At 39.6% G+C, this 21,935-nt stretch carries 15 protein-coding genes and 1 pseudogene; 8 read left to right on the forward strand and 8 right to left on the reverse strand.

Annotated features, from left to right (window positions below; genetic code table 11):
- Nucleotides 1–12: 12 nt before the first annotated feature.
- On the reverse strand, nt 13–981 hold the full coding sequence (locus IGI47_RS01750; protein WP_438783162.1) for an ABC transporter substrate-binding protein: 969 nt from the start codon (nt 979–981) through the stop codon (nt 13–15).
- A gap of 735 nt (nt 982–1,716) precedes the next feature.
- On the opposite strand from IGI47_RS01750, the gene rpoB reads away from it, so the two are divergent.
- From rpoB to msrA, 3 genes are all read left to right on the forward strand, one after another.
- Entirely contained in the window at nt 1,717–5,334 is a 3,618-nt protein-coding gene (gene rpoB / locus IGI47_RS01755; protein WP_005881184.1) for a DNA-directed RNA polymerase subunit beta, read from the forward strand.
- Between the two features lie 79 nt (nt 5,335–5,413).
- Nucleotides 5,414–9,064 carry a DNA-directed RNA polymerase subunit beta' gene (rpoC, locus tag IGI47_RS01760; RefSeq protein WP_311930595.1) on the forward strand — a complete coding sequence of 1,217 codons (3,651 nt, stop codon included), beginning with the start codon at nt 5,414–5,416 and terminating at the stop codon, nt 9,062–9,064.
- Nucleotides 9,065–9,566: 502 nt separating this feature from the next.
- Entirely contained in the window at nt 9,567–10,100 is a 534-nt protein-coding gene (msrA, locus tag IGI47_RS01765; protein ID WP_438783165.1) for a peptide-methionine (S)-S-oxide reductase MsrA, read from the forward strand.
- A 378-nt stretch (nt 10,101–10,478) separates the two neighbouring features.
- Here the strand turns inward: msrA and IGI47_RS01770 are convergent, their stop codons facing one another.
- Nucleotides 10,479–11,162, reverse strand: a complete 684-nt coding sequence (locus IGI47_RS01770; protein ID WP_438783167.1) for a prepilin peptidase — start codon at nt 11,160–11,162, stop codon at nt 10,479–10,481.
- Between the two features lie 76 nt (nt 11,163–11,238).
- On the opposite strand from IGI47_RS01770, the gene IGI47_RS01775 reads away from it, so the two are divergent.
- Nucleotides 11,239–12,771 carry a gluconokinase gene (locus tag IGI47_RS01775; protein WP_438783169.1) on the forward strand — a complete coding sequence of 511 codons (1,533 nt, stop codon included), beginning with the start codon at nt 11,239–11,241 and terminating at the stop codon, nt 12,769–12,771.
- A gap of 471 nt (nt 12,772–13,242) precedes the next feature.
- Nucleotides 13,243–13,710, forward strand: coding sequence for a Dps family protein (locus tag IGI47_RS01780; RefSeq protein ID WP_005881193.1), 468 nt, complete (start codon nt 13,243–13,245; stop codon nt 13,708–13,710).
- Nucleotides 13,711–13,923: 213 nt separating this feature from the next.
- Here IGI47_RS01780 and argH read toward each other — a convergent pair whose 3' ends face one another.
- Nucleotides 13,924–15,306: an argininosuccinate lyase gene (gene argH / locus IGI47_RS01785; protein ID WP_438783171.1), complete on the reverse strand. Its 1,383-nt coding sequence runs from the start codon at nt 15,304–15,306 to the stop codon at nt 13,924–13,926.
- A 57-nt stretch (nt 15,307–15,363) separates the two neighbouring features.
- Nucleotides 15,364–16,578 carry an argininosuccinate synthase gene (locus IGI47_RS01790; protein ID WP_311930589.1) on the reverse strand — a complete coding sequence of 405 codons (1,215 nt, stop codon included), beginning with the start codon at nt 16,576–16,578 and terminating at the stop codon, nt 15,364–15,366.
- A 378-nt stretch (nt 16,579–16,956) separates the two neighbouring features.
- Here IGI47_RS01790 and rplM point away from each other — a divergent pair, with 378 nt between their 5' ends.
- Nucleotides 16,957–17,385, forward strand: a complete 429-nt coding sequence (gene rplM / locus IGI47_RS01795; protein WP_034865780.1) for a 50S ribosomal protein L13 — start codon at nt 16,957–16,959, stop codon at nt 17,383–17,385.
- Nucleotides 17,386–17,400: 15 nt separating this feature from the next.
- The gene (gene rpsI / locus IGI47_RS01800; RefSeq protein WP_005881201.1) at nt 17,401–17,793 is read left to right on the forward strand and encodes a 30S ribosomal protein S9; all 393 of its coding nucleotides are present in this window, start codon (nt 17,401–17,403) and stop codon (nt 17,791–17,793) included.
- A 22-nt stretch (nt 17,794–17,815) separates the two neighbouring features.
- Here the strand turns inward: rpsI and IGI47_RS01805 are convergent.
- The 4 genes and pseudogenes from IGI47_RS01805 to IGI47_RS01820 form a co-directional block, all read right to left on the reverse strand.
- Nucleotides 17,816–19,098: pseudogene (locus IGI47_RS01805) on the reverse strand (site-specific integrase).
- 65 nt (nt 19,099–19,163) lie between these two features.
- The gene (locus tag IGI47_RS01810) at nt 19,164–19,439 is read right to left on the reverse strand and encodes a helix-turn-helix transcriptional regulator (protein WP_438783173.1); all 276 of its coding nucleotides are present in this window, start codon (nt 19,437–19,439) and stop codon (nt 19,164–19,166) included.
- Between the two features lie 39 nt (nt 19,440–19,478).
- Entirely contained in the window at nt 19,479–20,324 is an 846-nt protein-coding gene (locus IGI47_RS01815; protein ID WP_311930586.1) for a rolling circle replication-associated protein, read from the reverse strand.
- 197 nt (nt 20,325–20,521) lie between these two features.
- The gene (locus tag IGI47_RS01820; RefSeq protein WP_311930585.1) at nt 20,522–20,866 is read right to left on the reverse strand and encodes a hypothetical protein; all 345 of its coding nucleotides are present in this window, start codon (nt 20,864–20,866) and stop codon (nt 20,522–20,524) included.
- Between the two features lie 181 nt (nt 20,867–21,047).
- Between IGI47_RS01820 and IGI47_RS01825 the strand changes: the two genes are divergently transcribed.
- Nucleotides 21,048–21,917, forward strand: coding sequence for a helix-turn-helix domain-containing protein (locus tag IGI47_RS01825; RefSeq protein WP_311930584.1), 870 nt, complete (start codon nt 21,048–21,050; stop codon nt 21,915–21,917).
- Nucleotides 21,918–21,935 lie beyond the last annotated feature (18 nt).

The following is a 21,935-nucleotide window of genomic DNA, read 5'->3' on the forward strand; positions in this document are numbered from 1 at the left end:
CCTCCTATAGGTCTATTCAGCAGATTTGATCGTTGATGGATCGATCCCGATGGCTTTTGCCATTTCTTCGTTTACATACAATGAAAGATCATCTGCAGATTCTACAGGAAGTTCGCTTGGTTTTTTACCATCTAAGATTTTTGCAGCTATTGCGCCTGTTTGTTTCCCTAATTTTTCATAGTCGATCCCAACTGTTGCTAAACCACCATCTTTGACTTGGTCAACAGAACCTGCAACGATCGGTGTTTTCGTTTCTTTTGCTACTTCACCGACGACACTGGCTGCACTTGCAAAGGTATTGTCAGTAGGGATATAGATACCATCAACGTCTTTTGCTAAACTTTTTGTTACTTGTTGGACATCATTTGTTGTATTTGCTGTTAAGACTTTGACTTTCACACCTGCTTTTTTCAATGCTTTTTCAGCTAGATCGCCTTGGATCTTAGAGTTTGCTTCACCATTGTTGTACATGATCCCGATTGTTTTTGCATCAGGCACGATGCTTAGTAATAAATCGATCTGTTTGTCGATCGGTACCATGTCAGTTGTTCCTGTCACATTCCCGCCAGGTTTTTCATTAGAGGAAACTAAATGCGCTTGTTCTAAGTCTGTTACGGCTGTCACTGTGATTGGTATCGTTGTTGTTTCATTTAAAAGTGATTGTGCTGCAGGAGTTGCAATCCCTAAAAGCAAGTCTGGATCGTCTTTGATTAGTTTTTCGCTCATGCTCTTCAAGTTATCTTGATTATTTTGAGCATTTTGATAGTCGATGGTCAGATTATCGCCTTCTTTATAGCCGTTTTCTTTCAATCCTTCTTTGAAACCTTTATAAGCAGCATCTAGTGAATTGTGTTGTACAAGTTGTAAGACGCCGATTGTTTTTGTGTTATCTGTTTTTTCAGAAGAGTTCCCTGATGAACCACATCCTGCAAGTGCGAGTAGTAAAGCTGTTCCTAATCCGATCATTAATTTCTTTTTCATTTGTTTTTCCTCCTTAAATTTGAAAACAAAAAATCCATTTAGACAAAACGTCTAAATGGATCGGTCATCGAAATATATGAAAGTAAGTAAATACTTTGCACTCTTTCGCTCAGCCACTTAGCGTAATGTCTACGTGGCCTCTTATGCAGTACAAAGTGCTTTAGCCATCATAGATACAAACTGTCGTTTAACGTTTGCACCCATGATCAATCATGAATACAAACCTATCTAAAGTAGCTAAAGTAAAAGTTATTCAGTTGTGTTGGTGTTAGTTGGTTGATTTTTATTTTCATAAAAAAGCCCTCCACAATTTGAATTTTCTCAAGTATAGCGGAGGGCCATCCCACTGTCAAGCAGAAATTTCAGAAAATTCTCAAAAAACACGAAATAAATTTTTTACTATAGTAGGAAAAGATTAAGAAAATATTGTGAAAAGTCAGAGGAAACGCCAGGAAGTGTTGACTTTTATGAAAAATGAGTGTAGTATATGAAGTTGCAAAAACTATCTGATGAAGTGAAGGCAGAAACGAAATATTGTCCGTTTCGGCTTTAATATAAGGAAACAAAAGTAGAAGCTCATGAAGGAATGGTTTCAAGAGAATGTTCTATTTTTGGTTTTTTTTTGCCTAAAAGCCGCAAAAAATGTCTGTTGTTACCTAAATATAATATTTTTAATATTATTGTAACAATTGATCGGGTAGTCTTTTTGAATGACATTTTAGAGGGGTGAAGAGCTTGGCTGGACACGTAGTAAAATACGGAAAACACCGCGAACGTAGAAGTTTCGCAAGAATCAGTGAAGTGTTGGAATTACCAAATTTGATCGAAATTCAAACAGACTCGTACCAATGGTTCTTAGATGAAGGACTAAGAGAAATGTTTGAAGACATTTTGCCAATCGATGATTTTAACGGCAATCTATCTTTGGAATTTGTGGATTATGAATTGAAAGAACCTAAGTATACTGTAGCAGAAGCTCGCGCACATGATGCCAATTATTCTGCGCCATTACATGTCACTTTGCGTTTAACAAACCGTGAAACTGGTGAAATCAAAGCACAAGAAGTATTCTTTGGTGATTTCCCATTAATGACGGAACAAGGAACATTTATCATCAACGGGGCAGAACGAGTAATCGTTTCTCAGTTGGTTCGTTCACCAGGTGTTTATTTCCATGGTAAAGTCGACAAAAACGGAAAAGAAGGATTCGGGTCAACTGTAATCCCTAACCGTGGTGCTTGGCTAGAAATGGAAACTGATGCAAAAGATATTTCTTACGTACGTATCGATCGCACACGTAAGATTCCATTGACTGTTTTAGTTCGGGCTTTAGGATTTGGCTCAGATGATACGATCTTTGAAATCTTCGGCGATAGTGAAACATTGCGTAATACGATCGAAAAAGATTTGCACAAAAATGCAAGCGACTCAAGAACAGAAGAAGGTTTGAAAGACGTTTATGAACGTTTACGTCCAGGCGAACCTAAAACAGCGGATAGCTCACGTAACCTATTGAACGCTCGTTTCTTCGATCCAAAACGTTACGACTTAGCAAATGTTGGTCGTTACAAAGTAAACAAAAAATTAGACTTGAAAACACGTCTATTGAATTTGACTCTAGCAGAAACATTGGTCGATCCAGAAACTGGCGAGATCATTGTTGAAAAAGGAACTGTTTTGACTCACCAAGTGATGGAAACACTTGCTCCTTTCATCGAAAATGGCTTGAATTCAGTGACTTACTACCCATCAGAAGACGGTGTAGTGACTGATCCAATGACTGTCCAAGTGATCAAAGTCTTTTCACCAAAAGATCCAGAGCGTGAAGTAAATGTCATCGGTAATGGCTATCCAGAAGCACCTGTGAAAACAGTGCGTCCAGCAGATATCATTGCTTCAATGAGCTACTTCTTGAACTTGATGGAAGGCATCGGCAATGTAGACGATATCGACCATTTAGGAAACCGTCGTATCCGTTCAGTCGGGGAACTTTTACAAAACCAATTCCGTATCGGGTTAGCTCGTATGGAACGTGTGGTACGTGAAAGAATGTCGATCCAAGATACAGAAACATTGACACCGCAACAATTGATCAATATCCGACCAGTTGTCGCAAGTATCAAAGAATTCTTTGGTTCTTCTCAGTTGTCACAGTTCATGGACCAAACGAATCCTCTTGGCGAATTGACACACAAACGTCGTCTTTCAGCCTTAGGACCTGGTGGTTTGACACGTGACCGTGCGGGTTATGAAGTCCGTGACGTTCACTATTCTCACTATGGCCGTATGTGTCCGATCGAAACGCCTGAAGGTCCGAATATCGGATTGATCAATAGTTTATCTAGCTATGCAAAAGTAAATAAATTTGGATTTATTGAAACTCCTTATCGTCGTGTTGACCGTCAAACAGGTCGTGTAACAGACCAAATCGATTATTTGACAGCCGATATCGAAGACCATTACATCGTTGCCCAAGCAAACAGCCCATTGAATGAAGATGGCACATTTGCTCAAGACGTAGTTATGGCTCGTGCACAAAGTGAAAACTTAGAAGTGTCGATCGATAAAGTCGACTATATGGACGTTTCTCCTAAACAAGTAGTTGCGGTAGCAACAGCATGTATTCCTTTCTTGGAAAACGATGACTCCAACCGTGCCTTGATGGGTGCCAACATGCAGCGACAAGCTGTACCGTTGATCAATCCACAAGCTCCATGGGTTGGTACTGGTATGGAATATAAATCAGCACATGACTCAGGTGCTGCATTATTATGTAAACACGATGGAGTAGTTGAATTCGTTGATGCTTCTCAAATCCGTGTTCGTCGTGATAATGGTGCATTAGATAAATATGATATTACGAAGTTCCGCCGTTCAAACTCAGGAACAAGTTACAACCAACGACCAATCGTTCATTTAGGCGAAAAAGTTGAAAAAGGCGATACATTAGCTGATGGACCTTCTATGGAACAAGGTGAAATGGCTTTAGGACAAAACGTTCTTGTCGGTTTCATGACTTGGGAAGGGTATAACTATGAAGATGCGATCATCATGAGCCGTCGTTTGGTAAAAGATGATGTGTATACTTCGATCCATATTGAAGAATATGAGTCAGAAGCTCGTGATACAAAATTAGGACCAGAAGAAATCACTCGCGAAATCCCTAACGTTGGGGAAGACGCATTGAAAGATTTAGACGAAATGGGCATCATCCGTATCGGTGCAGAAGTGAAAGATGGAGATCTACTTGTTGGTAAAGTTACGCCAAAAGGGGTTACTGAACTATCAGCAGAAGAACGTCTATTGCATGCGATCTTTGGTGAAAAAGCTCGCGAAGTCCGCGACACTTCTTTACGTGTACCACATGGCGGTGGCGGGATCGTTCACGATGTGAAGATCTTTACTCGTGAAGCTGGCGATGAATTGTCACCAGGTGTGAACATGTTAGTTCGTGTCTATATCGTTCAAAAACGTAAAATCCATGAAGGGGATAAAATGGCCGGTCGTCACGGTAATAAAGGGGTTGTTTCCCGTATTATGCCGGAAGAAGATATGCCATTCTTACCAGATGGAACACCGATCGATATCATGTTGAATCCTCTAGGGGTGCCATCACGTATGAATATCGGACAAGTATTGGAATTGCATTTAGGGATGGCTGCTCGTCAACTAGGCATCCACGTTGCAACACCAGTCTTTGATGGTGCAAGTGATGAAGACGTGTGGGAAACTGTTCGTGAAGCTGGTATGGCTAGCGATGCGAAGACTGTTCTTTATGACGGTCGTACTGGTGAACCATTTGATGGCCGTGTGTCTGTCGGCGTGATGTACATGATCAAGCTTGCCCACATGGTTGATGATAAATTGCATGCTCGTTCAATTGGACCTTACTCATTGGTTACACAACAACCGTTGGGTGGTAAAGCACAATTTGGTGGACAACGTTTTGGGGAAATGGAAGTTTGGGCACTGGAAGCTTACGGTGCAGCATATACCTTACAAGAAATCTTGACTTACAAATCAGATGATGTTGTCGGTCGTGTGAAAACATACGAAGCAATTGTTAAGGGTGAACCAATTCCAAAACCAGGCGTTCCAGAATCCTTCCGAGTATTAGTAAAAGAATTACAATCACTTGGTTTGGATATGCGTGTCTTGGATATCAAGGATGCTGAAATCGAACTTCGTGATATGGATGACGAAGACGATGATTTGATCACCGTTGATGCATTGACTAAATTTGCGGAACAACAAACTGCAAAAGAGCTAGAGAAAAAAGCTGCAGAACAAGTAGAAGATGAACGACAAGATGTCATCCAAAACTTTGAAACCGCAGAAGATAAATTAGACTAATCCGGTCTATGAGCTGTAAGGCGGTCGATGATCAGCCGCCTTGCGGTTTTGCCATTAAACGAAATGGAGGGAACCCCTTTTGATCGATGTAAATAAATTCGAAAGTATGCAAATAGGTTTGGCTTCTCCCGAAAAAATCAGAAGCTGGTCTTACGGTGAAGTAAAAAAACCTGAGACGATTAACTATCGTACCTTAAAACCTGAACGCGAAGGGTTGTTCTGTGAGCGGATTTTTGGTCCTACAAAAGACTGGGAATGTGCCTGCGGAAAATACAAACGTATCCGTTATAAAGGAATCGTTTGTGATCGATGCGGTGTGGAAGTCACACGTTCAAAAGTTCGTCGTGAACGTATGGGACACATTGAATTAGCAGCACCTGTTTCACATATCTGGTACTTTAAAGGTATTCCTTCTCGTATGGGTCTTGTATTAGACATGAGCCCACGCGCACTAGAAGAAATCATTTACTTTGCTTCATATGTGGTCATCGAACCCGGAAACACAAACTTAGAGAAAAAACAATTGTTGACTGAACGCGAATACCGCGAAAAACGTGAACAATATGGACAAGAATTCCAAGCAGCTATGGGAGCAGAAGCAATCAAACAATTACTTGATAATGTTGATTTAGATGCTGAAGCAGCTGAATTAAAAGAAGAATTGAAATCTGCACAAGGACAAAAACGTACACGTGCGATCCGTCGTTTGGATATTTTAGAAGCTTTCCGTGCTTCAGGAAATGAACCAAGCTGGATGGTCATGGATGTTATCCCTGTCATCCCGCCAGATCTACGTCCAATGGTCCAATTAGAAGGTGGCCGTTTTGCGACAAGTGACTTGAACGACCTTTACCGTCGAGTAATCAACCGTAATAATCGTTTGAAACGCTTGTTAGACTTGAACGCTCCTGGTATCATCGTTCAAAATGAAAAACGTATGTTACAAGAAGCTGTTGATGCATTGATCGATAATGGTCGTCGTGGCCGTCCAGTTACTGGACCAGGTAACCGCCCATTGAAATCTCTTTCTCATATGTTGAAAGGGAAACAAGGTCGTTTCCGTCAAAACTTACTTGGTAAACGTGTGGACTATTCAGGTCGTTCGGTTATCGTTGTTGGACCATTCTTGAAAATGTATCAATGTGGTCTACCAAAAGAAATGGCGATCGAATTATTCAAACCATTTGTGATGCGTGAACTTGTTCAACGTGAACTTGCTTCAAATATCAAAAATGCGAAACGTAAAATCGAGCGTCAAGAAGACGAAGTTTGGGATGTCCTAGAAGACGTAATCAAAGAACACCCAGTTTTGCTTAACCGGGCACCTACGCTTCACAGACTTGGTATCCAAGCATTTGAACCAGTATTAGTTCAAGGTCGTGCAATCCGTTTGCATCCACTTGTATGTGAAGCTTACAATGCCGATTTCGATGGAGACCAAATGGCTGTCCACGTACCATTGAACGAAGAAGCACAAGCAGAAGCACGCATGTTGATGCTCGCTGCTCAAAACATTTTGAATCCAAAAGACGGTAAACCAGTTGTAACTCCTTCTCAAGATATGGTTTTAGGTAACTACTACCTAACGATGGAAGAAGAAGGACGTGAAGGCGAAGGTATGGTCTTCCGTGATCAAAATGAAGCCGTGATCGCATGGCGTAATGGCTACGTTCATTTACATTCACGTATCGGTGTAAACCCTAATTCACTAGGTGAAAAACCATTTACTGAATGGCAAAAAGAACGTACGATGATCACAACTGTTGGTAAGATCATCTTTAATGAAATCATGCCACCAGAATTCCCTTACTTGAATGAACCTACTGACTTCAACTTAACAGTCCAAACACCGGATAAATATTTTGTTGAAGCAGGTACAGATATCCCTGCACACATCAAAGAGCAAGAATTAGTCTTACCATTCAAGAAAAAAAACTTAGGAAATATCATTGCAGAAGTCTTCAAACGTTTCAAAGTAACAGAGACTTCTAAGATGCTTGACCGTATGAAAGACTTAGGGTACAAACATTCCACTCATGCTGGTATCACAGTGGGTATCGCAGATATCAGTGTACTAGATGAAAAACAAGGAATCATTGAAAATGCCCATAAACAAGTTGAAACAATCACTAAACAATTCCGTCGTGGGTTGATTACTGATGATGAACGTTATGAACGCGTAATCGCTGTTTGGAACGCTGCCAAAGACAACATCCAACAAAAACTGATGGAAAGTCTGGAAGCGAAAAACCCAATCTTCATGATGTCTGATTCTGGAGCCCGTGGTAACATCTCCAACTTTACACAGCTTGCTGGTATGCGTGGATTGATGGCTGCCCCTAACGGACGAATCATGGAATTGCCGATCATTTCAAACTTCCGTGAAGGACTATCTGTCTTGGAAATGTTTATCTCTACTCACGGAGCGCGTAAAGGAATGACCGATACAGCCTTGAAGACAGCCGATTCAGGTTATCTAACTCGTCGTTTAGTAGACGTTGCCCAAGACGTAATCATTCGTGAAGAAGATTGCGGTACAGATCGAGGGCTTGAGATTCAAGCGATTCGTGAAGGAAACGAAATCATTGAATCACTAGAAGATCGTTTGATTGGACGTTACACACGTAAAGAAGTCCGTCATCCTAAAACAAATGAAGTGATCATTGCTGGAAATCAATTGATTTCAGAAGACGTTGCAAAACAAATCGTTGATGCGGGTGTTGAAACAGTAACGATCCGTTCAGTCTTCACATGTAACACAAAACACGGTGTCTGCAAACATTGTTATGGACGTAACTTGGCAACTGGCTCTGACGTTGAAGTCGGAGAAGCAGTTGGTACGATTGCCGCTCAATCAATCGGTGAACCAGGTACTCAGTTAACAATGCGTACGTTCCATACGGGTGGGGTTGCCGGAGACGATATCACTCAAGGGCTTCCTCGTGTCCAAGAAATTTTTGAAGCACGTAATCCGAAAGGACAAGCCGTGATCACAGAAGTAACCGGAGATGTCATCGACATTTCAGAAGACGCTGCGACACGTACAAAAGAAGTAACGATCAAAGGGAAAACAGATACACGTACGTATACTGTTCCTTATACAGCTCGTATGAAAGTTGCTGAAGGCGATATGATCCATCGTGGAGCACCATTGACAGAAGGTTCGATCGATCCTAAACAATTGTTACAAGTCCGCGATGTATTGTCTGTTGAAAACTACTTGCTACGTGAAGTACAACGCGTATACCGTATGCAAGGGGTAGAAATCGGAGACAAACATATCGAAGTAATGGTTCGTCAAATGTTGCGTAAAGTTCGCGTAATGGACCCAGGTGATACAGAAATCTTACCAGGAACATTATTAGATATCGCAGATTTCAAAGACCAAAACTACAATACGTTAGTAGCCGGCGGTGTTCCTGCAACATCTCGTCCAGTCTTACTAGGTATTACAAAAGCTTCATTAGAAACAAACAGCTTCTTATCTGCTGCATCATTCCAAGAAACAACTCGTGTCTTGACGGATGCTGCTATCAGAGGGAAGAAAGATCCACTTCTTGGTTTGAAAGAAAATGTTATCATCGGTAAGATCATCCCAGCTGGTACTGGTATGTCACGTTACCGCAACATGGAACCAAAAGAAGTCGGTGTAGCAAGTGAAAATGTTTATAGTATTTCAGACATCGAAGCACAAATGGCTGCAGAAGATGCAATGAATGAACAAAAATAAGCATAACGTGTAAGTAAAGCGGTCGGAACAGAAGGATTCATCAAGAAATGACTTCTGTTCTCCCTTGTTATTCGAACTAGAGGATGTGATAAAATCTATCACATCCTCTTTTTTTGAATAAAATAGTAGTCTAGTTAATTGTTGGAACATAAACAGAGATTTATTGAAGCGAATTCTAGCTATGCTCATCTCGTGAGTTATTTTACAGATAAATCGTCCTAGAGTTTATCAAATGATTTTAAAAAATTGTGGATAAAAAAGCGGGAGGAAGCTATCAACAGTCAGTAGGAAATGCAAAAAGTTATACGAAAAATAAATCCACAGGTGGATAAGTTTTTTCTTTTTCAATAATTATCCACAACATCAAAAAAGTAAGGCTGGAATAGGCAGTAGGAAAAACAGAAATAAAGCGGCTTTTTGAATACCCTAGCAGGGTAATTTAAGCAAATCAATAGGACTTTCATCTAAAATGAGTATGATAAAAGGAAAGGAGTTGATCATTATGGCAGTAAAAAAAGCAGTATTTGCCGGAGGATGTTTCTGGTGTATGGTAAAACCATTTGAAACGCAACCAGGTATTTTCTCTGTTGTTTCAGGCTATACAGGTGGACACGTCCCTAATCCAACATATGAACAAGTGACAACAGGAACGACAGGACATACGGAGGCCGTGGAGATTACTTATGATCCTGACATCATCAGCTATGAACAACTGGTGGAGATCTATTGGCAACAAACCGATCCGACCGATGCGTTAGGACAGTTTGCAGATCGAGGGGATTCCTACCGGCCAGTCATTTATTATGGGAATGAAGAAGAGCGGGAAATAGCTGAAAAATCAAAACAAAAGCTGCAAGATAGTGGCCGATTCGATAAATCGATCGTAACGAAAATCGAACCTAAAAGCGACTTTTATCCAGCAGAAGAATACCATCAAGATTATTATAGGAAAAACAAAGTACATTATCAGCTATACCGTGAAGGCTCTGGCCGTGGAGGCTTTTTGAGAAAGCATTGGGGCGATAAAAAGAGCTAAAAAAAATATAGAGTCTGGGACCAATCTAAAAATCAGTGTTGCTACAGACTCTCGAATAAACGAAAGTCCAAAAGTCAGGTTTTTCGAGAATTTCAAAAAAGAAGCTGGGACAGAAGCGTTTAACTCTGATAAATAAGAAGAAATTAACGAAAATTGCTTTTCAAATTTTTGTGAATTTCGGCTTATTTAAGAAGGAGTTGCTTCTGCTCCCACCGTTTATTCGTTTATAAAGAACGAGACAAAAGTGTTTCTTACTTCTGTCCTAGCCTCGTTTTTCTCCAATTTCTCAAACCTAAACGACTTTTTTCTCGACCTCTATGTTCGGCCGACAGCTAGGGTACAACTAGAGGTCGGCTTTTTCATTGCTATAGTATCGCATTATTCAATATATTGGACAACGAGTAAAGCCACACTTAAAAAAGGCAGAAAGGGTAATTTCGTGATCCTCTTTTGAAAGAAGAAATGAGTGCAAAGCATAAAACAAATTCCTAGGGCACTAGCAACAAAGACTAAGTACAGTAATTGTACTAGTGAGAGATGTCCGCTCCAACACCATATGAGCAATATATCGCCGGAACCTAAATAATCAGTAGCATAAAAAAGCAAAAGACTACATACGATGGATAGAATCAAAACTGTTTTGAATTGAAAATGCCAATTAAACAACCAATAACTCCACAAAATGATCCAAATAAGGTAAAGTATCCTAGAATCAATGAAGAAATAAAAACAATCCATCAGTGAGAACAAAAAAGCAGAGAGTATCCAAAAAAGGAGCATTAGATCGGTACTTGGTGCATAGTGGAAGAACCAAACAAAGATCCCGCCACAAGCCAGTTCAGCTAAAAAATAGCTTTGGGGTAAGGGAACATGGCAAGAGCGACAGCGAAATCGTTGCAAGCAGATCGAAAGCAAAGGAATCAATTCATACCATGTCAAAAAATGGTGGCAGTTGACACAATGTGATCTGGGAGAAATAATAGAATGACCTTGGGGAATCCGTTGTGCCGACAAACATAAGAAAGAACCAATACAACAACCAATGACTACAGACAGTAACATGAATGTATCCTCCTTTTTAGGTAAGATACGTCAGTAATGCTCCAATTTTTTCGTAATTTTTAGTAGAGGTGATAAAATGAATATCTCAATTGGTATAGATATTGGCACCACCCAAACCAAAGCAGTCGCATTCGATGAACAAGCACAAGTCATCGATTCAGCGTATTTTCCTTACCCCTTGATCCAAGAACAACCAGGGATGGCCGAACAGGACCAAGAACTGATTTTCCATGCAGTTTGTACTGTGATCCAACAATTGACTGAAGGTTTATCGAAAGAAGCAACGATTGACGTCATTTCCTTCTCATCAGCAATGCACAGTTTGATTTTGTGCGATGAACAAATGGTGCCACTTACCCGAATGATCACTTGGGCAGATACACGTGCTGTGGAACAGGCAGAAAGATTGAAGAACACTCCACTAGGTGTAAGCATCTACCAACAAACAGGTACGCCGCTTCATCCAATGACGCCATTCGCAAAAATCAAATGGTTACAAGAAACACAACCAGAACTAATCAAACGTACCGCGTATTATATCGGGATCAAAGAATATATTATTTATCGTTTGTTTGGCAAGCTCATAACAGATTATAGTACAGCCTCTGGCACAGGATACTTCGATATCCATCAGTTCAAATGGGCAAAAGAAGTGCTGGATTACTTAAATATCAGTGAAAAACAGTTGCCTGAAATAGCTCCACCCACCATGAAGATGCCGAAACTTCAAGCAGAGATACAAGAAATATTGAAACTTGAAAATGATATATCTTTTATTTTAGGAGGTGCAGATGGACCGCTCTCAAATTTAGGATTAGGCGCATTTGGGGAGGATATCGCTGCATTAACGGTCGGGACGAGTGGTGCTATCCGATTTATAACAGATCATCCACAGTTGCACCCAGATATGGAAACTTTTTGTTACGTATTGGATCAAAGCCATTGGGTCGTTGGTGGGGCAACAAGTAATGGTGCAGGGATCTTTGATTGGGCAAGTCAAACCTTGATGCAAGAGGTCACGGAACAAGCGATTGCGCAAGGAGACAATCCTTACGATGCACTGTTCTCAGTAATTGCTTTTGTCCCTCCAGGAGCAAACGGCTTACTTTTTCAACCTTATTTATTAGGAGAAAGAGCGCCACTATGGGATGCAGAGGCTTCTGGGAGCTTCTTAGGTCTCCAACGGCACCACACAGAAAAAGAGATGATGCGGGCAATCTTAGAGGGAATCTGTCTCAACTTGAAACGGATCTTGGAAGGAATCTGCCAAGAAGGTCAGCTATCTGAGCTACGAGCGACAGGTGGATTTGCTCGATCCTATGTTTTTCGTCAACTCATGGTAGATGTTTTAGGCTATCCACTCGTCTTTCCAACTGTTTCTGAGGCCTCCGCTTTAGGGGCTGTTTTTCTAGGCTGGCAGAGCCTAGGGAAAATCAAGGAATTAAATGAAGGCAAAAAATGGATCAAATTAGAGACCCAAGTTCCCGTACAGAAAAATATCCACGAGATCTATGAAATCATTTATCCGACATTCGTTGATACACAACAACAATTAGTCAGTACCTATAAACGACTAGCACACCTTCGCCAAGCATTAGCCATAACATGATACCCAAAAATTGAATCCAATGGAATAAGGTCAGCTAAAGGTGAAGTTAAAGGGGAAAGCACAAAGGTAAGCACACAGCCACAAAAAAGCAGTGAGGACAGCTTCGGTGCCTCGAATGCGGGCTGCCTTAGAGGTATTTTGAAGTCTGGCATCAAGAACAAGCATCAAGGACAGAGTTACCCCAATCAACCGTGGGATTTTCCCAAAAAATTTTCCATCCTAGAGGTTTTCTCTCTGCTAGTGGTAGGAGGAATAGCAGATCAGAGTAGTATAAATCAACAAATTGGACTAGCAGTTATTTAATAATGAAGAAAGCAAGTCAATTTGTAGTGGGGAAGCACAGGGGAATAAAGTTTGGAAAAAGAATCGTTCTCTGTTGAAAATCATTCTCAAGTAAATGGTTTCATTGTACTTTTGTCTCAAAGTTTACTATGCTTTTAATGTAAATAAAAGTTAGGAGGAAATCAGAAAATGAAATTCCAACAAACCAAAGAAGTATTAAATCAGTTAGTCGCAGATTTGAGTCAAATGTCTGTTGTGGTTCACCAAACACATTGGTACATGAGAGGGCCTGGCTTCTTGACATTGCACCCAATGATGGATGAGTTCATGGATGATTTAAATGAACAATTGGATGAAATCTCAGAACGTTTGATTACGTTAGATGGCTCACCTTACTCAACTTTACGGGAATTTGCCGACAATACAAAAATCCCTGATGAAGTAGGCCGTTGGGACCGTACAATCCCAGAACGCTTAGAAACACTTGTTAAAGGCTATCGCTACTTAGCAGACCTTTACCAAAAAGGAATAGAAGTATCTGGCGAAGAAGGCGATGACCCAACACAAGACATCTTTATTGCATTTAAAACAGCTACTGAAAAGCGTATCTGGATGATCCAAGCACACTTGGGCAAAGCACCAGAAATCGATGCATAAAGATAATTGATAGAATATATAATAGTAGAAAAAGAGCTTGGGACAAAAGTAAGAAACACTTTTGTCCCAGCCTCTTTTTTATGTTAGAGAGGTATTCATTTTTATTTGGAGACCTTTTGAAAGAGAATGGCTATCCGCAAAGGGCTTCAATGAGGGATTCTCCAAAGAATAGAAGAATAAACGCAGAGTCGCCTTCTTGTGGAAGCTAATCTTCTAATTTTCGATGGCTAACTCTTTATGTGCATGGTCAAGTTGCAACCGTACTTGATCAAATCCTGTCCCACCAAGCGAGTGGCGACGTTTAACAGCAGTTTCCGGTTGAAGAGTCACATAGATATCCTCTTCGATCAAAGGACTGATTGCTTGGTATTCTTCAAAAGGAATATCTTGTAGATACCCACCTTTTTGCGTACAACGCAGAACCAATTTACCAACGATCTCGTGGGCTTGGCGGAAAGGTAATCCTTTAGCAGCCAGATAATCCGCTAATTCTGTAGCATTAGAGAAATCTTTTTGAGTGGCTGCGTACATACGTGATTTGTTCACTTTCATCGTAGCGACCATCCCATCCATGATAGTCAGGCATGCCAATACCGTTTCACTGGTATCGAACATCCCTTCTTTATCTTCTTGAAAATCCTTGTTGTATGCTAAGGGAAGACCTTTCATCAATGTCAATAACCCAAACAGATTTCCATAGACACGTCCTGTTTTTCCACGAATCAATTCAGCCATATCCGGGTTTTTCTTTTGTGGCATGATTGAACTACCTGTAGAAAACGTGTCTGTTAATTCAATAAATTGGAACTCGTAGCTACACCACAAAACGAGTTCTTCACAAAAACGTGACAAATGCATCATCAACAAGGAGCAGTTACTCAAAAATTCGAGAATAAAATCACGATCACTCACAGCATCTAGACTATTCGCATAAACACCAGAAAAATCTAACTCTTTAGCAGCAAATTCTCGGTCGATCGGAAAAGTTGTCCCGGCTAAAGCAGCACTACCTAATGGAGAAAGATCGATTCGTTTCAAACTTTCTGTTAAACGCGCATAATCACGTGTAAACATCTGATAATAGGCAAGCAAATGGTGGCCAAATGAAATCGGTTGAGCATGTTGGAGATGGGTATAGCCAGGCGCAATCGTTTCTACATGTTCTTCCGCTTTTTCCACAAAGGTTTGGCGTAGATGATGCAATTTTTCAAGTATCTCCTGCACAACATCCTTCAAAAACAGATGCATGTCCGTGGCGACTTGATCATTTCGGCTACGAGCTGTATGCAATTTTCCGGCAACTGCACCGATCTCCTGATGCAGTAATGTTTCAATATTCAAGTGGATATCTTCATTTTCAATGGAAAATTGTAAAGTCCCCTCTTGCAGTTTCTTTTGTAAGGTCTTTAATCCTTCTGTAATTGCTGCAGTTTCTTCAACCGTAAGAATTCCTGTGTGTCCAAGCATCTTGACATGGGCCAAACTCCCTAAAATATCCTGTTTTGCTAATTTTTGGTCAAAAGAGATCGATGCTCCAAACTCGTCAATCCATTCTTCACTTTTTCCTTGAAAACGACCACCCCAAAGTTTTTCCATTATTGTTCCTCCCAGTAATTGGCAAGTATCCGGCGTAAATCTTGTATGATTTGCAAATTATTTTGTACTTGTTTTGTTCATCTGTTTTTCTTGGACTTCTGCGTAGACCTTTGAAGGTAGTCCCCATAATTTGATAAAACCAACAGCTGCCTGTTGATCGAATGTATCAGCAGAAGTATAAGTAGCCAATTCCTCACTATACAGACTGTTTTCTGATTTACGTCCTTCTACGATGACATTTCCTTTGAACAGTTTCACACGAACCGTACCATTCACATACACTTGTGTCGATTTCAAAAATTGAAGTAATGCTTCTGTCAAAGGATTGAACCATAAACCGTCATAGATCATTTGACTTAATTGTTGTTCAATGATCGGTTTGAAATGTGCCAATTCGCGAACAAATGTCAAGTCTTCTAATTCTTTATGGGCTTGCATCAATGTTACAGCTCCAGGACATTCATATACTTCACGGGATTTGATGCCCACTAAACGGTTCTCAACGTGATCGATACGGCCAATACCATGTTTGCCAGCCAATTGATTCACTGCAAGAATCAGTTGTGAAAGAGAGAGTTTCTCACCATTCAATGCAACGGGCAACCCTTTTTCAAAGGTAAGCTCAATGATATCTTCTTCATCAGGTGTGTATTTCAAATCAGTCGTCAGTTCATACGCACCAGTAGGAGGAGTTGCCCAAGGATCTTCTAATACGCCACATTCGCATGCACGTCCCCAAAGATTTTGATCAATCGAGTAAGGGTTATCTAGATTCGCAGGAATCGGAATCCCATTGTCTTTCGCGTAAGCAATCTCTTCTTCCCGAGACCATTGCCATTGACGAACAGGTGCTACGATCTTTAAATCAGGCGCCAAGGCATTGATTGCTACTTCAAAACGAACTTGGTCATTTCCTTTTCCAGTACAGCCATGAGCAATCGTTGTCGCACCCGTTGCTCGAGCAAGTTCCACTAATTTCTTTGCAATTAAGGGGCGTGAAAGAGCAGAGACCAGCGGATAAGACTGTTCATAGAATGTGTGCCCTTGAAGCGCCACACTCGCAAATTCTTGGGCAAATTCTTCTTTCGCATCAATCGCATAAGAAGCAACCGCACCAACTTGTAATGCTTTTTCTTTGATGAACGCAGTATCTTTTCCTTCACCAATATCAAGACAGCACGCAATGACATCATATCCATCATCTGCTAACCATTTGATTGCGACAGATGTATCCAGACCACCAGAGTAAGCTAAAATAATTTTCTCTTTCATAGAAATCTCCCCTTAATTTTCATTGTTTTCAGAATTGATTGTTTCAAATGATAACATCATAAAAATAAAAAATCAATCAATTTAGTAAATAAATATACAATAAAATGAAATAAAAATATATATTATGCATTTATTTATGAATGTTCATCGTTTTATTCAAAGCGGATTTTTGATTGTACATTGAAAAAATGAAAAGAATAAAAGAATTTGCACTGAAAATTAAAATTTTTCATTAGAAAGAAAAAACGTTGACATTAAGGGGATTAGAAGGTAATATGTTAAATGGTATTGTTTGCCCCACAAAGAGCCCCGGAAACTCGAAGTGTATGTCAAACATCAGAACTTAAATTGGAGGAAAATAACGTGCGTACAACATATATGGCCAAACCAGGCGAAGTAGAACGTAAATGGTATGTAGTAGACGCAACTGATGTTCCATTGGGACGTCTTTCAACAGTTGTTGCATCTGTACTACGTGGTAAAAATAAACCAACTTTCACACCTCATTTGGACACTGGCGATTTCGTCATCGTCATCAATGCAGATAAAGTGAAATTAACAGGTAAAAAAGCGACTGATAAAATTTATTACCGTCACAGCAACTTCCCAGGAGGATTGAAATCAATCACTGCTGGCGAATTGCGTGCTAAAAATTCTCGTCGTTTGATCGAAACTTCTGTAAAAGGAATGCTTCCTAAAAATACTTTAGGCCGCAAACAATTTACAAAATTAAATGTATACGGTGGCGCTGAACATCCACATGCAGCACAACAACCAGAAGTTTTAGACATCACAAACTTAATCTAATAGGAGGGAATTTCATTGGCACAAGTTCAATATATCGGCACAGGCCGTCGTAAAAATGCAGTTGCTCGCGTACGCTTAGTACCAGGAACTGGTAAAATTACTGTAAACAAAAAAGATGTTGAAGAATACATTCCACATGCTGACTTGCGTGAAGTTATCAATCAACCTTTCGCTGTTACTGAAACAAAAGGCGCTTATGACGTATTTGTTAACGTAAACGGTGGAGGATACGCTGGACAATCAGGAGCTATGCGTCATGGTATCGCTCGTGCATTGCTAGAAGTTGATCCTGACTTCCGTCTTGCTCTTAAACGCGCTGGGTTACTTACTCGTGACGCACGTATGGTTGAACGTAAAAAACCAGGTCTTAAGAAAGCACGTAAAGCATCTCAATTCTCTAAGCGTTAAAAACAGCTTTATATCAGTACTTTCAGGCGTTTCGCAATTCACTTTGCGAAGCGTCTTTTTTTGAGTTGACACCATTACGGTCTGACTCTTTTTGAGACAATTTACGATAGGCAATTTCGCCAATAGGCATTTGAATGACGTTTGGTGTATTTACATAAGTTCTGGTGATGTTGGTATCACTGTGAGTCAAGGCTTCAGAAATTTGTTCTAGAGCTACACCAGCTTGTTTGGCTAAAGTTGCCCCAGTATGCCGTAACTTGTGTGGGGGCGCATGGGTAAGGTGTTTATGTCGTCGCTCAATGGATTTCATACGGTAGTTCAAATAATCTGTATGAAGTCTTTGATTGATGTTTCCTTTATCATCAAAGAAGGTAAAGAGAAGCTGTTCTTCGGTTTGTTCGATTTCAAATTGAGCTAGTTCTTCTTTTTGTTGGACTTTCCACTGTTGAAGTAATTGCTTTAGTTCATTTGGAATATGGAAAATTGTCGTTTTATTCCCTTTTGTGCTTTTTTTTTATTGCCAAATTTATCCAAGGCTTTACCAATCGTAATCTGGGAAGTAGTGAAATTCACGTTCTTCCATTTGATAGTGTAAGTTTCTGATTTGCGATCAGATAAAAAGAAGGTAGTCAGAAATAATACATAGTCTTGTAAAATCAGTTGCCCACTTTCATAATCGCTTTGGACGGCAGTTAGCCATTCTTGAAGTTGGTCAAAGGAAAGGTATAAATCTTCTTTCGTAGCTTCTTGTAATTGGTTTTTCTTAGTAGCGTTGATTCGTTTAAGCGATTTTTCTAGTTTATTCCGTTCAATGTATTCAAGCTCTTCCGCCCAATCGAAAATAGAATTAACGTAGCTACGTAGTATTTTGAAGTTTGCGTATTCGGTAGCCTTTTGTGTCATAATTTTTAAAACAAAGACTTTGTTTTGATTCAGATAGTTCAACGTGTATTTCCCAAACATTGGTAAGATGTGAAGTCGAAAAATATCTTTCGTATTCGTGATTGTAACAGGTGTGGGAGACTTCGTGTTTCGAGAAGTTAACCCAGCTGTATAAGCATCAATCCAGATATCTTCATAGAAATCTTTGAACAGTGCTTCACCACCTAGTTCAAAAGCATTCTTTTCTTTATTTTCCCGTAGCTCTTTAATCTTGGCATAAAAATCAATTTCTGCTTCTTTTGCCTCCTTTCTAGTTGTGAAAGTTTTGGAATAAAGTTTGCTTACGCCTATCATCTCTTGAATATCTTGTGGATAGTAAAGCCGTAAACGGTAAGTCTCATTTTCTGTTTTGCTAATTGCCATAGTATTTCCCTCCGAATTTGCGAGCCGAAATCAAATACTATATATGGAGTATAACGATGTCGGAATTATTTTGCTAGGCTTGCCAGCCATTGATCAATGGCGATACGGTCAAATCTATTTGATCCGTGGATTTGAATAAGGGGTAAGCCCTCTTTAATCCAGCCATCTAACGTATTATTGGAAACCTGTAGATAGTGACAAGTTTGCTTCTTATTCATATAGCGGTGTTGCAGGTTTTCCTGTGTCTTAATTTTTTCGATTTCAGTTTTGATTAATTCAGATAGTTGAGTAGAAATGATACCCATCTGATCATCACTGAGTAAAATTTTCATTTCGGTCATATTCTCACTCCCTTTGAATTTTGCGTACGGAATAATGAATTATTTTTTTATCTTGGTATAGCAAACAATGCTTTCTTGAAAATCAATCACTTGTTCAGGAGTTCCACCTTCATTTATCGCACTGTAAAATATCGGACGTCTTACAAGATACTCATTGGTATAAAGTACGTCTTGATTTGTGGTATCAAAAGGTTGATCCACGAGTTGTTTTGTGACGCTGGGCACTTTGAGGTTGCGGGATTTGAAGAACGCCTTTTTCTTATGCTCTTTCAAATCCAAGTCTTTATCGAAATATTTACTGATATAGCGTCCGCGATTTTCGATGCTATCCACATCAATCTTGTTGATTTTGACAAATCTATGTCCCCAGATGGTAGTAAGGCGATTGACGGAGATAAAAGGAAAGTCAAACAGGATAATGTGGTAATGGATGGCGCCTCGTTCTTGTTTTTTCCACGTGGCAAGGTATTTCAGGTTTGCTTTTTTTGTATGATAGAGTTCGTAGTTTAGTCGCTTGATAAATTTTTTAAATTCATTATTCGCATAGGCAATGTCTTGAATGTTTTCTCTGAAAGTGAGGGTTAAAAATTTTGTCCGATTGTCAAAGTTCATATCAACGAGTCGGGCAATTTCAAAGCGCATATTTTGATAGTATTTTTGTTTTCGTTTTAAGCTGTCGTATTGCCCTTGAGCAGATAGGTCATCATAGTTTTTTCTTTTATCAGTAGTCGTATTTTCTTCTTCATAAAGCCAGGCTAATTCTTTTTTTCGTTTTGGGTTGGTTTTATTTTTGTCTGCTTTTTGTTTAGGAGTAATGATTGCTTCATAATCATAAATTTCAAGGTGCGTGGGAGTTTCAATGATTTTCTGATTATAAGCTTTCAAAAATCATCACTCCTTGATGTGTATTCAGTTGTCAAAGAACCATCATTTGTTCTATAAATCAAGTTAAGGAGAAGTCCTGCAAAGCAGTCCTTCCAGCCTATGTGTTTATTGGGCGGTCTTAACGGACAGAAACGGCTCTGTAGCGATGCCCCGCCGTTTCGTCCTAACCACCCAACAAACCCATAGAAAAATTAGTTTTATGCAGTGTTACCTTGTTTTTTCGGAAGCAAAGTTGCCACATCTGCCGTGGCCGATAAGCCATAACTGACGAATTGACCATTGGATCGTCCCCAAGGTACAATTAATAAATTGGTAAATGTAACCAGGGCCAAACCTTGTTGAGTAAGTTCTTCCGGAGTAATCATGGGATGTTCGGATTTAACTTTGACACTGATTTTCTCGTAGCGGAGTTTAGGTAGGATACATTCATAACTCCAACCTAGAATTTCTCCGTCTTTTTGCCAGCGAGTAACATTGACGACTTGGTACTCTTTTTCGAGTTTTTCTTTTGGTAAAGTGAGATCATTGATTTTAATGGGCATAATAGGTCCTTTTTTTAATATACGATATTTTATACGATTAGTTTAAAAAAATATAGACGGCCATCTATGAATCGTATTTTATACGTTTGTTTATACGAAGTTAAGAGAATTAGCAAAAAAATATATACGAAAATTTATACGAATGATATAATGAGTAAAAATGACAAGGAGGAAGTAATCTATGTTTGGTTTATTACAACCGGATAAAGTGAAGGTAGGACAACGAATCAAAGAAATCAAAGAGAGTATGAATCTGTCCTTTACAGAGTTGGGCAATCGCTTGGGGATAAAGAAACCAACAATCAGTTCCTATGTTCAAGGCTATGCGCTAGCCCCTGAAAGCGTCATTAATCAATTATCGAGTATTAGTGGGAAACCAGTAGGCTGGTTTTACTTTGGTGATATTGAAGAATATATTGCGGACTACTTGCAGTTAAAAGGGCAGAACAGGATTGTGCAAGAACATCCAGAAGTTGTGAAAGAAATTAAAGAAGAGTTTTACACTGGGGAGTTTAAAAATTCTGCATGGGAAAATGAAGTTGGTTATCCATATGAGGAGTTTATGGATGATTATTTTTATGAACTGCAACAAGAAGTCATTAAAGAAGAAATTCAAAAAATGGTGCGTGATCAGATGAAAAAATTACCGATTGCCGACGAATTATCTAAAAAGAAAAAAGATGAAGCAATCCTTGTCATTACAAGCGGAATCTTAGAGTATATGGATGTGGCGGGAGAATTCAATTATGAAGATAAAGAAACGATAATCAAGTTAGTGAAAATAGAAACAGCTAAATTTGATTTTTATGCGGATCGAGTATTTGAAGAACGTTACTTGGTTGGGAAGCTGATCAATGTTCTCTCAGATGATGAAGAGACACGCAAATTGATCAATCAACTATCACAAGAACTAACGGATAAAGAGTTTAATGATAGATTTGGGGGAGAAGAGCTAATCAAAACATTCCAAACATTACGTCCAGCTTTGATTAAGTTGTATGGGGAAGTTAACTCAGACGAGCTGGAAGATTGGTTTGAGATGAGTAAATAAAATTTTGTAAGAAATTTT

The sequence above is a fragment of the Enterococcus sp. AZ191 genome, assembly GCF_051713845.1.
GTDB classification, from domain to species: domain Bacteria; phylum Bacillota; class Bacilli; order Lactobacillales; family Enterococcaceae; genus Enterococcus_B; species Enterococcus_B durans.